We start from the raw sequence: 14,129 nt of genomic DNA, 5'->3' as shown, positions 1-14,129 counted from the left end.
ACTCTCCACTAAATTTTCAAACATTGTTTTCGATCAACGGCTTCACTTATAAGTTAAAACACAGGCCTGTTTTTAAGTGAAGCATACCCAGGCGCCAGCATATGATTACGTCCGCTTTTCGCTCATACCGGACGGACATTGACCTATTCGTGGGTCAGTTATGTCCCGAGTGCTGACATTTCAGATACCAGCCAGTTAGCTGTTAAGTCTAATTCGCTGAACCGAGTGTTTTCAGGGAGAGCTTCTAAAAGCCGTAAAAAGTACGCCGCAGGAATGCTAAAAATTAATGGCTTTTTTTACCAGAATGCTCATAGGCCTTTCCTCCCCCCTTACTAGCTAAACGAAAAAACTGCCTTTTAGGCGGTTTTTTTCGTTCCAGGGATTAGATAGCTTCTGCAAAGCGTGGCTGTTTCTTCTCAACTTCAACCGGCATCGCAAGAGCGTCAGCCTTTTGTTTCCGCATTGCCACCGTCTCATGATAGTGCTGTGCAGTCGCCGTCTCAATGAAGTCCACATCATCACCCGCCACATCAAACACGGCTGCTTTAATCTCTTCCAGACTCACGTTAAAGAATTCTTTGCGTCTGTTGATGAGGTTAGTGCGATTTTCAGCGAAATGCTGGTGAAGGGCATATTCCATTGCCGGTGCATCTTCACTGTGGATCATGGCATGGATATCAAATAAGAACGGCACCGATGCACTACCCAGCTCGTCAACGCGGTCCTGAGGGTCAAGGCGGCGTGTCATGCCAATTTTAAAGACATTCTCACCAAAAGAGCCGATGTTAGAGATAACGTAAACGTGGCCCCGCTTGGTTTGTTGCGCCATGCTCAGGGCTTTTAGTCCTTTCAATTCTGCTTCGGTCAGCGCCTCTTGAAGGTAATCGATCTTCTCCTGATACTTTTCGGCCTGAGCGGCGGTCATTTTCGCCAGTTTTTCATTCATTTCTTTCCGGGCTTTATCTAGGGCTTTCTGGGCGCGGCGTTCTTCTTCTTCAGCCTCACGAAGAGCACGGTCGATCTCTGCCTGGGCTTTGCGTTCCTCGGCCATCTGGGCGCGGATTTCACGTTGTTCTTCTTTTTCTTCCTGCTTTTTGGCCCGGTATTCATAGGTTAAACGCAGTTCGGTCAGCTTTAGATCTAAGAAGGCATGATTAATGTGGATCTGGTTTACTTCATTGAGCTTGTTTAATACTTCAAAAGCTTTGTAGATGCGCGATTCCATGGTGTTGATGTTTTTAAAAGTGACATTGGCAATGGCCGCATCACATTCACCGTTAAAGGCTCGGGCAGTCATGTTTATGCCTCGCGTGGTCATTTTATTACCTTCTGCCTTTGAACCACTTACCGTCCATTCTGTGGTGCAATAGATGGCCCCAAAAGTGGTCTTATTGCGAAGCAAATCTTTCTGCTGCTGCCGATTGCTACGGATAGATATCTGGAACATTTCAGACGTATCGAAATCGAAATGCGGCGCGTAGAAGCCCATTTCTGCAAAATCCATATCTTCTTTGTATACAGAAAGCACAGACTCTAGCTCGTCATACGTGATTTTCTTACTGGCGTAAGAAGCGCGCAGAGTTTGGATCTGCTCTTCAATTTCGACTTTTTTTGCGAGCTGCAGGGCAACGGTTTGCTGAGTCTCATTACTGAGTTTTTCAGCAGCCGTGCGGGCATCTTCTAACGCAGCATTCGCTAAGTCAGTAATGAACTTCGCTTCTGTTTCGCTTATCGAAATGGTGGTGGCTGCTTCCGTCTTTGCTTGAGTCATGATGCGCGCCGCTTCATCTTCAGCATCAATAATGACAGCATAACGCGCCAACTGTACTGACTTATCGGTAAAATCCGTCCTGGCTATTTTCAATTTCTTCGCGGTAACAATTAGGGCTGCTAAAATGCCCACAAAAGCGATAGCTCCTGCAACCGAAAAATAAATAACGTTCATTAAGTTAAACCTTTTTGAGTAATTTTTTACCGGCGCACCCAGCTGCTGCGAGGAAATGTACATATACAGCACTAAATCAGCAATTGCATTGATTACAATCTATGTCGTTATAGATTTTATTTGGGGGTTTTATACTTTAACTCATGTAGTTCTCGCAAAGATTAATCGAATGTGAAGCGCAATCTTTCGATAATGCCCGCTCATCGCTGCCCTTGCCTGCGAACAATCTCACTGGCCGAAACGTGCCAGAAGCGGACGTAACTAAAATATATTGCTATCCATATTATCCCATTAAGCGATAGTCGGTTCCTTAGTGAGTTGGTAAACATCATACATGGATGAACTTTTCATAGGTTTAACCGCCCAATGAAAACGCACCCCTTTGCCAATCATGATGGCGTTACGAATTTCGCTAATAGGATGAAACTCGTGATTCGACTTCTGAAATTCCATTTGCTTGTTGCGCAATGGAGCCGCGCCGTAAATGTCTCGAAACTCATTAATGAGCATCGCTTCGAATTCAGAGTAAACCTTTAAGGCGTTTCTCGCCCGAGGGAAACAATAGCCAATGAGGAACTCATTCTCGCCTTGAAGATCCGCGAGATCCATCAGCCAGTTCTTATGCTGAGTAATACGTTGTTCAAAGTTTCCTTCGCCGATATAGACAGTAGGAGAAATACCGCGTGGATATTCAATTGCGAATAGGCCATCGAGCTTTATGACATAAACGCACCGTTTAAGATCCTCTTGGCTAACGCCTTTGCTTTGCAATACTGGAAGGATATCTTTTTTCCAAGTCTGACTGCAGTTCCACTGAATCCAATCCCATTTAATTCGTACATCTGCCACTTAATCACTCCTTATCAAGATTGTTTTGCCCGCGCTACACTAGGCAGTTGAATTTACGGCTTGAACTTATCTGGCGGTTGTCAACGAAGTTGCAAATGGCTAGCCAAGTCAATGCTGGTTTTCCACACGTAAAAATATGTATGTTATATCGGCACAAAAACCACTTTCATGAGCAGTTATTTTAATTTGTATAGGGCGCCTCACTAGATTGTGGTTCAGTCAATAGCAATCAGTCCGCTAATTGCTCTTAGCGGACATAGGCCTGACGTTAGTCCGCTTAGTTTCAAAAGCGGGCATTACCCCCATTACGACATATACTGATATCAGGAGTAGTCAATGTGTCTGTGTGGAGGATGCGCAGGCTTTAATAGATAGGCAGCTAAGCTGGTCAGAATGGAGCATTAGAATGGCCTTTCAGAATCCCGCCCAGAACTATACTGAAACGCGCCTTAATCTGGGCGATCTCGTTCATCTTTCCCCTTATTCAACCTATCTGATGCGCAGCGAAAGCGACTGTCCCGGTGCCGGGATTGTCAAAGGGTCCGTGCTGGCAATCGATCGGGCGCTGACACCTGAACATGGCCAGCTTATCGTTGCAGAGTTCGATGGAGAACTGACTTTGAGACGCCTGCTGCTCAATCCGGTTCCCGCCCTGCAGGCGCTGGACGCGGATGAGACTGTGACGCTGCTTGATGTAAGCCAGGCGCTTCCCGTGTGGGGTGTTGTTGCCTACGCTCTGACTGATGTTGCCGGAGTGGGATTCAACGGACCAGCAGGGGATTAACTATGTTTGCGCTGGCCGATGCCAACAACTTTTACGCCTCCTGCGAAACTGTATTCAGGCCCGATCTGCGCGGTAAACCCATTGTCGTCGTGTCGAACAACGACGGCTGCGTGATCGCACGCTCAGCGGAGGCAAAGCGCATGGGCATCAAAATGGCTGCGCCGCTGTTTAAAAATGAGCGTTACTTCCGGGAGAACGGGGTGCACGTATTCAGCTCCAACTATGAGCTGTACGGCGACATGTCAGCACGCATGATGGCAATACTGGGCGAGATGGCTGCGGGTCAGGAAGTCTACTCCATTGATGAGTCTTTTCTGGACGTTACCGGGATTGGCAACATTATCCCGCTCGAGACATTCGGGCAGCAGATGCGTGAGCGCATCCGGAAGGAAACCGGGCTGATAATTGGCGTGGGATTCGCACCGACCAAAGCGCTGGCCAAACTTGCTAACCACGCGGCCAAGAAGTGGACACAGACTAACGGCGTCGTGGATTTGTCTGACAGAAGCCGGCAGCGAAAGCTCCTGCATCTGACCGATGTCAGCGATATCTGGGGAATTGGTCAGCGCATCAGTAAGCGGCTGAACCAGCTGGGAATAACGACTGCTCTGCAGCTGGCAGACAGCAACGTCAGCATGATACGGAAAAATTTTGACGTTGTTGTTGAGCGTATTACGCGTGAGCTGAATGGCGAGTCCTGCATCGCGCTCGAGGACGCGCCGCCGCCGAAGCAACACATACTGAATTCGCGGTCATTTGGCGAGAGAGTCACAAAACTGGAAGGCATGCAGCAGGCTATCGTGCTGTATGCCACACGTGCGGCGGAGAAACTCAGGGAGCAGAATTCGCGCTGCCGCCATATCAGCGTGTCAGTTGCTACCGGCAGGCACGGCGATGAGCCGCGCTATTCAAATACTGCATCATGCATGCTCGACTATCCGACCAATGATACGCGGGACATTATCGAATCTGCTCTTCATGGTCTTGGCACTATCTGGCGGGATGGCTTCCGTTATGCCAAAGCAGGGGTAATGCTGGGTGACTTTTACCAGTCAGGAATGACGCAGTTTGACATGTTCAGCGAGCAGCAGCCGCGCGCTAACGCTGACGCGTTAATGGCTGCGCTGGACAGAATCAATCGTTCAGGTAAGGGCAAGGTCTGGTTTGCGGGGCAGGGAGAACGAGACAGCGCATGGCAGATGAAGCGTGAGATGCTATCACCACGATATACAACGAGATTAAAAGATATTCCTAAAATAAAGTAACTCAAAAGAATAAAGCAAAAGTATCGGGTTAGCTCATTAGCTGGAGGTCCGCTTTGTGCCAGAAGCGGACGTTTTCCTTGAGCCTGAACTGCCAAAAATCGATCAGAAGCAAAACCGTTAAACTGAGTGTGCAGCAAAGGTGGTTTCAGGTAATCCGGGACTGAGATCAGATTCAGCTTTTAGTAATGAACCGTCATATTCAGACAGTGCAGTAAGTCCCACTGTAGCCGTGGTGCAATAGAGACGGGTAAAACCCTCACCGGCAAGTGCCGGACAGGTGCTCTGCAGTCCGGGTGATGTCAGAATAGCAGCGGTGGTCCCATCCGGGCGGTAACGGACAACACGGCTCCCTCCCCATTCAGCATTCCATAGATATCCCATCGCATCCACGCAGGAGCCGTCAGGCGCGCCGCTGCCTTCGGTTTCTGCGAACACGCGCTGGTTCTGCAGCGAGGGATAATCACAGCACATTATCCGACCCTGCAACGAGTCACAGTAATAGAGCGTGCCACCATCGGGGCTGAAACAGATGCTGTTCGGGATAGCGACATCGGGCAATACAAGCGTCTCAACAGTCAGCGTCGCCGCGTTGAGCCTGTGAAACTTACCGATGGCTTTGACGGGATAACCGTCATCCATCGTTCCAAAGACAAAATTACCGGCGCGGTCACACCGTCCATCACCTATACGGGTGCCGGCGTCTCCTGGTGAAGCGGCCACCGGGGTAAGCAAGCCGCTATTGAGATCATAAAAAGCCAGCCCTGACGCGAATCCCATCAGCAGAATATGACTTTGTTTAGTCAGTGCAAAGGAGCCAAGGCGTTCAGGCAGCGACCAGCGCATTACAGCATCATTGCCTTCTTCTATGGCGAGTAGTTCACTGGCTTCAATGTCAGTCCAGTAGAGCCTGTGGGTTCTTTCACACCACAACGGGCACTCTCCCAGTTTATTCCTGACATCAGCTGCAATTGAAAACATGTTAATCCTCCGGATAAATAAAGGTCCTGTTGCGCGTTAACAGACGTGACTAACGCGGTCACTGCAGAAAACGTGCAGAGAGTCGATCGCCGAAAAGCATGACGGCCAGTCCGGCCAGCATGACAACCATTCCCCCCAGCCTGAGGAACGAAACCGGGCGACGTATAGCGCCCAGCAGGCCAAAATGGTCAATGAGCTGTGAAGAAAGTAACTGTCCGACAATCGCCAGCCCGAGCAGAGCTGAAAATCCGATTTTCGGCGCCAGCACGACATAGCTGAAAAGTGCACATGCGCCTATCAGTCCGCCCGCCAGACTCCAGAGGGGTTGCGAAGGGATCGCCACTAACGATGTCATTAACCCACCCCGCAGCAGCGCGTAAATCCCCAGACTGAACGCGCCCGCCGTGAAGGAAAACAGCGCCGCAGTGACCGGATCGCCGCCCAGCCCCTTTGCCAGCTTGCTGTTCAGGGTCGTCTGAAGGGTGATCCCCAGACCTGCCGCAAAAGCGATTACGTAATAGATCATGCTTTTCATCCCGGTCAGTCTGTCTGCATCAGCGGCAGGAAGGCGTCAGCAAAAATGTCGGGCTGGTAGCCAGATGCGGCAAACAGGTGCTCACGCGACTCATCAATCGCCGCACGCAGTCGCTCGCTGTCCAGGCCCAGCACCGTGCCGTTCTGTTTAACGATGCGCCCGCCAATCATGACGGTGTCGATGTTGCTGCGCTCGGCGGCATGAACCACCGTGCCAAAGGCGTTGCCGGACGGGTAAAGATTGAGATCACTGGCGTTAATCAGCACCAGGTCGGCCTGCTTGCCTGGCGTCAGACTGCCCACTGTATCCTGTAACCCTGCACAGGCTGCGCCATCGAGAGTCGCGGCTTTGAGGAGTTGCGCCGCCGGAAGCGTTTTCAGCGCATGTTCAGAATCACAGCACTGCTGCTGATGCATGCCCATCACCCGCTGCAGGTAGAAGGCGACGCGCATCTCCATAAACATGTCGGTGCTGTATGAGGTTTCATTGTCTACGCTCAGACCGGGATTGATGCCATGACGCTGCGCGGCCTCAATGGCAAACATTCCGCTTTCGATCCCATAGTGCGAATCTGAGCGTGGGCAGACGTTCACCCGGACACCCGCTTCCCGCAGAATTTCCCATCCCCGGTCGGGCAGCGCCGTGCAGTGATTGAAAATATTGTCCGGACCCAGCAGTCCCTGCTGATGCAGCGACTCAAGTTCAGACCCCATCTCAGCGCCAAAGAACTCAGTGACGATCGACAGTCCCAGTCGGCGGGCTTCAGCCCACAATTCCGGCTCCAGCTGCGCCATGACGGCGAGAGAAACCAGGCTTTCAGGGTTATTTTTGAAATACTTCTCCTGCAGACGCTGCCAGTTTCCCGGCCAGTGCGCTTTATCCCATTCGCCGGCTACCGGTGCACCGGTAGCATGAATGGCGCGAATGCCGGTATCAAGCAGGGCCTCGACGGCGGCATCGGAATGCGCTGCGGTCCGGCTGTTGTGCGAATTATCAATCATCGTGGTGATGCCCGCGTCAATAGCGCCCAGCGCCGTCAGCAGATTGCCGACATAGATATCGGCAGGACGGTAATATTTAGCGAACGAGAAATGCGTGGCGTTGCTGTAGTCGTCAAGGCAGGTGGCGTTGGGGTTAATGCGTCGCAGCTGTCCTTCCCATGCGTGACGATGAGAATCGACCATTCCCGGCATGGCAATCATGTTGGTGGCATCAATGACATGCGCACCCGGTACATTAAGGTCCTGCCCCACGGCGGTTATCGTTGAGCCGTTGATGAGAATATCGCCGCGCTCAATGTTACCCACGCTCCCGTCCATGCTCAGTATCGTCGCGCCGCGAATCAACGTAGCCTGTGAAGTGACATTCTGATTGTTAATAATATTTCTGATGTAACCGGTCATTAACTTGCCTCTTTCCTGATTAATGAGGAAACGATACGTCACGCCATTAACCTGAAAAAGATGCTTAAAGCGTTTTCATCATTCATAATTCACGAATAATCAGACCTACTTTTATCCGGGAACAAGACAATGGATCGGATTCAGGCTATGCAGGTTTTCACGCGGGTTGCTGAGGCCGGGAGTTTTGTTCGCGCGGCAGAAACACTGTCACTGCCTTCTTCCACCGTTACCAGCATGATTAAAAACCTGGAGAAATACCTGCAGGTGCGCCTGCTGAACCGTACCACAAGGCGGGTCAGCCTTACTCCTGAAGGCCTGAAGTATCTGGCGCAGTGCCGGGAGATCCTGTCGCTGATCGAACATAGTGAATCCAGCCTGACCGATTCCATCAGACGCCCTCAGGGACGGCTGCGGGTTGATATGCCCGGTGGGATTGCCCATTTCATCGTCATGCCTAACCTGAAAAATTTTTACCGGCTCTATCCGGATATTTACCTGATGATTGGTGTCAGCGACCGGCAGGTCGATCTTGTTCAGGAAGGGGTGGATTGCGTCATACGAACCGGTGAATTAACCGACTCCACGCTGGTTGCCCGTCCGCTTGGCCGGTTTCGCTGGGTGACCAGCGCCTCACCTGACTATCTCAGGAAGTTTGGTATCCCTGAGACGCCGGAAGCGTTGTCACAGCATCGGGCGATTCATTACTTTTCCGGTTCGGGAAGACGCACTAATGAACTGCGTTTTACACAAGGCACTGAGGCCTTCTCAGTTCCGGTTGAGGGGGATGCAGCTGTTAACGAAACGGGACTCTATATCAGACTGTGTCTTGAGGGTTTTGGGCTGGCGCAGCTTGCTGAGAATGTGATTTCGGAGAATCTGCAGCAAGGCAAACTGGTCGAGGTTCTGGCGGACTGGCAGCCACCCTCAGTGCCGGTGACGATGCTCTATCCGCATCAGCGTTTTCTCTCCCCCGCCGTGCGTGTTTTTGCTGACTGGGTCGCCGGACTTTTAAACGATGGCAAAGGTGAGACGGGGTCTTCCCGGTAAAAGAGGGTCCTGAAAGCAGGAATACGTTTCAGAACACCTCAGCAGAGGAACCGAACGTTCCTCTGCAGTGTCAGCGAATTCAGCCCGGCTGTTGTGCAGGTTCCAGGTGAGCGTTTCGTCCGGCAGCCATTCCGGTGCAGGCACCTGCGACTGCGATTGCTGCGGTCATCAGTAAGGGCACCGTCCAGCCTCCGGACAACTCATGCACTTTGCCCAGCAACAGCGGCCCCATCGCCGCCATCAGATATCCGACACTCTGCGCCATGCCTGACAGTGCGGCAGCATCACCGGCGTTTTTAGTACGCAGACCGATGAAGGTCAGACCCAGCATCATGCTGGCACCTGAGCCGAAGCCGAGAAGCGCAGCCCACAGCATCGCCAGATTTGGCAGGTACAGAATGCCGATAAAGGACACTGCGGTTAACAGGCTGACGCCAGCAGCGGCTAATTTCTGATCGTTAAGACGACGCAGCGTGGCCGCCAGAATCAGGCCGGGAATGGCGGTGGTCAGCTGAAGGATGCCGTGTACCTCGCCAGCCTGAGCTGAGGAGAGTCCACTGTCCGTAAGAATGGCTGGCAGCCAGCCGACCGCAACATAAAACGGCATCGCATTCAGACCCATAAACAGGGTGACCTGCCAGGCCAGAGGCGAGCGCCAGACCGCGACGGTCGCTGCTTTTTTCTCACCCACTGCTGGCAGCTGATGCTTCTTCGATAACTGGGGCAACCATAAAAGCAGCGCAAGGAGCGGTACAATAACCAGCATGGCTAACGCGATGTTCCAGCCCCAGCTCTGCGTAAGAGGAATGACAATGGCTGAACCAATGGCACCAGCGGCACCCATGGTGATGGAATAAGCCCCCGTTACGGAAGCCACGTTGCCGGAAAAGTCACGCTTGATAAGACCTGGCAGCAGAACATTGCCCAAGGCAATCCCGATGCCTATTAACAGGGTTCCGCCATAAAGTGCCCAGACACTTCCTGTGGAGCGAAGCAGGATGCCCGCTGAAATTATGGCCAGGGCACCAAAGAGGGTGCGTTCCAGACCGTACTTCCGCGAGATGGATGCGCTCAGCGGAGAAAAGGCGGCAAAGGCCAGTAATGGCAGTGAGTTAAGCAATCCAACGGCTGTGATACTTAGCCCAAAATCATGGCGAATGGACTCTAAAACGGGTGCAATAGCGGTAAAAGGAACACGCAGGTTAATGGCAATAAAAAGGATGCCGGTCACAAGTATGACTGAAGACCACTTGTTCGTCGTCTGGAACATAAATTCTGCTTTCTCTGGAAAAAAGAAAGACTTTAAAGGACGCATGAGTTACAGAATATAGATAACCTGACAACATATAACTAAATCATGCCAGTTAATAAAGAACCGGTGACCTCACCTGAAGAGTTTGATGCTGATGCTTTCAGTCAGGCCGCTATCGCCCTGCATGTTTCATCGTCAGGCGAGTATGCCGGACAGAGTCCGCACGCTCATCGTAAGGGTCAGCTTATTCTCTCTTTGCGTGGTGCAGTGAGCTGTGAGGTACAGGATGCGCTGTGGCTTGTTCCACCGGGACATGCTGTCTGGGTTCCGGGTGAAATCCCACATAGTTGCCGTGTTACAAAGAATGCGGATACCTGCTTTCTGTTTATCGAACCTGGTGCGGCAGCGATGCCGGAAACCTGCTGTACCCTTGCTATTTCCCCTCTGGTGCGCGAGCTTGTTCTGTTTCTGGCAGAGCAGGAACGGGCTTATTCTCCTGACAGTAAAACCGCGAGGCTGGCAGAGGTGCTGCTGGAACATATTCCGGATGTGCCGGTTGAAGCGCTGCATCTGCCGGTATCAGACCATCCTAAAATCCGGAGTATGGCTGAGGAACTTTTTAATGATCCTGGTGACCGGCGAACGCTAAAGCAGTGGGCTGCGTATCTGGCAACCAGCGAGCGATCTCTGGCGAGACTGATTAAAGAGGCAACAGGAATGAGCTTTGGTCGCTGGCGTCAGCAGTTGCATTTAATGATTGCCCTGAGCCATCTGGCAGAAGGGCAGTCTGTGCAGCGCATAGCCGGAATGCTGGGATATGATTCGGTCAGTGCGTTTATTACGATGTTCAGGAAAGCGCTGGGTCAATCACCGACTCAATATTTTTCATCTCTAAACTAATCCAAAACGACACAAACTGGAATTTTATAAACAATACCTACGTCCGCTTTTCGCTCTTAGCGGACCTTAGCTGCATTATAAAGCAGCCCCGGCCATCTCGAATGGCACGATGATGGCGAATCCGGTAAACATGATGCGCATTAATACGCTTTACGGATACATGTCAATTAACCGGGCACCCAAGGCTTAGCTTGGCTACCTGGCAGAGTTCAAGCTCGCTAGCTCGCGAAAAAATAAATGATAAGGTGGTTATTTCGGGGATACATCTCATGACGGAAGGACGACCGACGGGGAAGGGCATAAAGGAGAATACTGTTTGGCAAAGTAATGGCCACTATCATGCCGATTTACGAACCGATGCTCCCTACTAATTAGTTTTGAAAGAGAGGCCATTAAGTTCTGATGTGTACATATCCGTGTACATATTCAAACTCTAGATAAGCTATCACGCTTTCAAAACGCAGTAGTGGCGCGGTTCAACGCGGCTTTACTGTCATATTCCTGAGTTATGAAAGAGGAGGTTGTTTGCCTCCGATGGGAATAATAGTAACCCAGGTTATCATATCTATATTAACTATTAGTGCGGCAATGGTGATCATGCTAACTGTTTATCTCCGGGTCAGAAAGCGCCTTTGCCGTCTCTGTCATCAAATTCCTGAACCAGCGATGGGCAGGATCGTCGCGATAACGTGCATGCCAGCCCATCTCGACCGGAAAAGTACCCAGGTCAACCGGTGCGGGGACGATTCTGAGCCGCTCATCGCGTGAAAGATGCTGACAGATCAGACGCGGCAGGGTCGCGCAGTAGTCTGTCACCGCAATCATCTCCGGCACGGCCAGAAAGTGTGTGACAGAGACAGCAACCTGTCGACGCAGGCCGCGTTGCTCAAGCGCCTGATACAGACCCGCGCGCATACGGCCAGGCGGCAGGACGTTGACGTGCTTTAACTGCTCATACTGTTCCGCGCTGAGGTTATCGCCTGCCAGCGGATGATCTGCGCGTAATACGCAGGCCAGGCCTTCATTCATCAGGTGCTGCACCACCAGATTATCGGGAGGATCAACGATACGACCCAGCACCATATCGGTATTGCCTGAGATTACGCCGGTTTCCGTGACGTCATTGCCAAACGGGGTGAGGCGAAGTCTGATGCCGGGCGCGCAGGTCCGCAGGCGAGCCACAATGGCAGGCATCATGATGAATTCGACATAGCTGTTGGGTGCGAGGGTGAAGAGACGGGTGGCGTGCAGCGGGTCAAAGTCCTGCTGGCCAAGAATCACTTTATCGATCGATGACAGGGCAGCCCCGACGACCTGAGCCAGCTGTTCCGCTTTTGGCGTTGGCCGCATCCCGTAACGCTCACGGATAAATAGCGGATCGTTGAGCGTTTCCCGCAGCCGGTTCAGGGCATTTGAAAGCGCCGGCTGGGTAATACCAAGCCGTTCCGCTGCGCGGGTGACATTGCGCTCTTCCATCATGACCAGCAAAACTGGCAGTAAATTCAGATCATATTTCATTAAGTTATAATGCTATGTGAATAGCTGAAATTGAAGAAATAAATTTCATAAATATTCGTAAGCCCGCCATGATTAACAGGTCAACGCAGAAGAAGGCGGTTAACACGCTGGTTCTGACTATCCTTACACCTGAGACCGACTGACTGTTATATGGAGCGTAAATGAAAATTTTAATGGTTTTGACCTCGCATGATGAGTTGGGCACCACTGGCAAGAAGACCGGTTTCTGGCTGGAAGAGCTTGCGGCTCCTTACTATGCATTCCTGGATGCGGGTGCTGACATTACTCTGGCTTCGCCGAAGGGCGGACAGCCTCCACTCGATCCGAAAAGCGATGAGCCCGATTCTCAGACTGATGAGACCCGCCGCTTCCATGCCGACTCTGCGGCTCAGGCCGCGCTGGCCTCAACCATCAGGCTTGACTCGGTGAATCAGGAAGCTTTTGATGCCGTGTTCTATCCTGGCGGTCATGGTCCATTATGGGATCTGGCAAACGACAAACATTCCATCTCGCTGATTGAGCAAACCCTGCAGGCGGGCAAACCGGTTGCGCTGGTCTGTCATGCTCCGGGTGTCCTGCGTGATGTGAAAAATGCCGATGGCACGCCGCTGGTGAAAGGTAAGAAAGTTACTGGTTTCACGAACAGCGAAGAAGAGGGCGTTGGCCTGACCGACGTGGTGCCATTCCTGGTAGAAGATGTGCTGAAACAGAATGGCGGCCTTTATTCACGAGGTGATGACTGGCAGTCCTACACGGTTCAGGATGGCTTGCTGATTACCGGTCAGAACCCGGGTTCGTCGGCCGAAACCGCGAAGGTGTTACTGGCGAGCCTGGCGAAATAACGCGCCTTCTGGCATAGAGAGTTTTGAGGGCGCCTGCGGGCGCCTTTTTTATGGCTGGCGTTATGTAATCAGGTTGATAGTGACAGGGTGAATTATTCTTTTTGAATAGATTTGGATTCTATTTTTCCTGGCATTAATAATAAACTTCTGGTGAATTTTCAGCGCTAAATTATTGTTCACGCAGTTCCACTGAAAATATAAACATGTCTTTAAAACCAGTGTTGACATCGTTTTTTATATCCGTAAAGTAGAACTCATCAGCGGCAAGCAATCGCCCTGATAGACTGAAAACCAAAGGTGTTATGCGTAAAAGGTGCCGACAAGTTTTGAGTTACAGATTGTCGGTGGTTCTGTTAAACATTGTTCTTTGAAACTGTTCGTTAGTTAATGATAACCCTGTTAAATGGAGTCGAAGTAAGTCTTTGAGAAGTATGCAGTAACGATGTACGTAGTTTGTAGTATCGCGTCGCGATGATGTAAGGCCTCGTAGTTCTGAACGTTACGTTACGACAGGATACGATTGCGGTTTAAACGTCGTAATGAAAGTAAGGCAACGCATCAAAAGTATATATCGCGATGGGGGTGTGCAGATTTATACGGGCCTGACCTGTCTTTGTCTCCTGAAAGACTATCAGGTGGTTGAAACCGCTAATGATAATGACATTTTACTATCGTGATCATTATTATCCGCAGGATCTGTTCATAAATAGCAGTACCGAAGCAGTACCTATCAATTAAGTTAGTTAATGGTAAACGTTAAATCTGTAGTACCTTAAAAGCCCTGACTACCACAGTCAGGGCTTTTATCATT

12 protein-coding genes are annotated in these 14,129 nt (G+C 51.1%); 5 read left to right on the top strand and 7 right to left on the bottom strand.

The features are described from left to right. Nucleotides 1–382: 382 nt before the first annotated feature. Together PU624_RS00735 and PU624_RS00730 are read right to left on the bottom strand one after the other, a co-directional pair. A complete protein-coding gene (locus PU624_RS00735; RefSeq protein WP_283544972.1) occupies nucleotides 383–1,945 on the bottom strand; it encodes an SNIPE associated domain-containing protein in 1,563 nt (520 codons plus the stop codon). 291 nt (nucleotides 1,946–2,236) lie between these two features. Further along, on the bottom strand, nucleotides 2,237–2,794 hold the full coding sequence (locus PU624_RS00730; protein ID WP_283544971.1) for a hypothetical protein: 558 nt from the start codon (nucleotides 2,792–2,794) through the stop codon (nucleotides 2,237–2,239). Between the two features lie 406 nt (nucleotides 2,795–3,200). On the opposite strand from PU624_RS00730, the gene PU624_RS00725 reads away from it, so the two are divergent. Both PU624_RS00725 and umuC read left to right on the top strand, forming a co-directional pair. Further along, nucleotides 3,201–3,578 (top strand): S24 family peptidase, encoded by a 378-nt coding sequence (locus tag PU624_RS00725; protein WP_283544970.1) that lies wholly within the window; start codon nucleotides 3,201–3,203, stop codon nucleotides 3,576–3,578. A gap of 2 nt (nucleotides 3,579–3,580) precedes the next feature. Then, nucleotides 3,581–4,843 (top strand): translesion error-prone DNA polymerase V subunit UmuC, encoded by a 1,263-nt coding sequence (umuC, locus tag PU624_RS00720; RefSeq protein ID WP_283544969.1) that lies wholly within the window; start codon nucleotides 3,581–3,583, stop codon nucleotides 4,841–4,843. A 117-nt stretch (nucleotides 4,844–4,960) separates the two neighbouring features. Here the strand turns inward: umuC and PU624_RS00715 are convergent, their stop codons facing one another. Genes PU624_RS00715 through PU624_RS00705 form a run of 3 tightly spaced genes read right to left on the bottom strand, consistent with a single transcriptional unit; the run spans nucleotide 4,961 to nucleotide 7,759 of the window. Next, nucleotides 4,961–5,821: an SMP-30/gluconolactonase/LRE family protein gene (locus PU624_RS00715; protein WP_283544968.1), complete on the bottom strand. Its 861-nt coding sequence runs from the start codon at nucleotides 5,819–5,821 to the stop codon at nucleotides 4,961–4,963. A 58-nt stretch (nucleotides 5,822–5,879) separates the two neighbouring features. Further along, the gene (locus PU624_RS00710; RefSeq protein WP_502921558.1) at nucleotides 5,880–6,347 is read right to left on the bottom strand and encodes a DMT family transporter; all 468 of its coding nucleotides are present in this window, start codon (nucleotides 6,345–6,347) and stop codon (nucleotides 5,880–5,882) included. 14 nt (nucleotides 6,348–6,361) lie between these two features. Continuing rightward, a complete protein-coding gene (locus tag PU624_RS00705; RefSeq protein ID WP_283544966.1) occupies nucleotides 6,362–7,759 on the bottom strand; it encodes an amidohydrolase family protein in 1,398 nt (465 codons plus the stop codon). 129 nt (nucleotides 7,760–7,888) lie between these two features. On the opposite strand from PU624_RS00705, the gene PU624_RS00700 reads away from it, so the two are divergent. After that, nucleotides 7,889–8,806, top strand: coding sequence for a LysR family transcriptional regulator (locus PU624_RS00700; protein WP_283544965.1), 918 nt, complete (start codon nucleotides 7,889–7,891; stop codon nucleotides 8,804–8,806). 79 nt (nucleotides 8,807–8,885) lie between these two features. Here PU624_RS00700 and PU624_RS00695 read toward each other — a convergent pair whose 3' ends face one another. Next, on the bottom strand, nucleotides 8,886–10,076 hold the full coding sequence (locus PU624_RS00695; protein ID WP_283544964.1) for a CynX/NimT family MFS transporter: 1,191 nt from the start codon (nucleotides 10,074–10,076) through the stop codon (nucleotides 8,886–8,888). An 87-nt stretch (nucleotides 10,077–10,163) separates the two neighbouring features. Here PU624_RS00695 and PU624_RS00690 point away from each other — a divergent pair, with 87 nt between their 5' ends. Continuing rightward, nucleotides 10,164–10,958 carry an AraC family transcriptional regulator gene (locus tag PU624_RS00690; protein WP_283544963.1) on the top strand — a complete coding sequence of 265 codons (795 nt, stop codon included), beginning with the start codon at nucleotides 10,164–10,166 and terminating at the stop codon, nucleotides 10,956–10,958. A 600-nt stretch (nucleotides 10,959–11,558) separates the two neighbouring features. Here PU624_RS00690 and PU624_RS00685 read toward each other — a convergent pair. Continuing rightward, complete coding sequence (locus PU624_RS00685) at nucleotides 11,559–12,476, bottom strand: LysR family transcriptional regulator (RefSeq protein ID WP_283544962.1); 918 nt, start codon at nucleotides 12,474–12,476, stop codon at nucleotides 11,559–11,561. A gap of 161 nt (nucleotides 12,477–12,637) precedes the next feature. Here PU624_RS00685 and PU624_RS00680 point away from each other — a divergent pair, with 161 nt between their 5' ends. Next, on the top strand, nucleotides 12,638–13,318 hold the full coding sequence (locus PU624_RS00680; RefSeq protein WP_283544961.1) for a type 1 glutamine amidotransferase domain-containing protein: 681 nt from the start codon (nucleotides 12,638–12,640) through the stop codon (nucleotides 13,316–13,318). The last annotated feature ends 811 nt before the right edge of the window (nucleotides 13,319–14,129 follow it).

This window comes from Pantoea sp. Lij88 (assembly GCF_030062155.1).
Lineage (GTDB): Bacteria > Pseudomonadota > Gammaproteobacteria > Enterobacterales > Enterobacteriaceae > Pantoea.
This window is presented reverse-complemented; position numbering and strand designations above follow the sequence as displayed.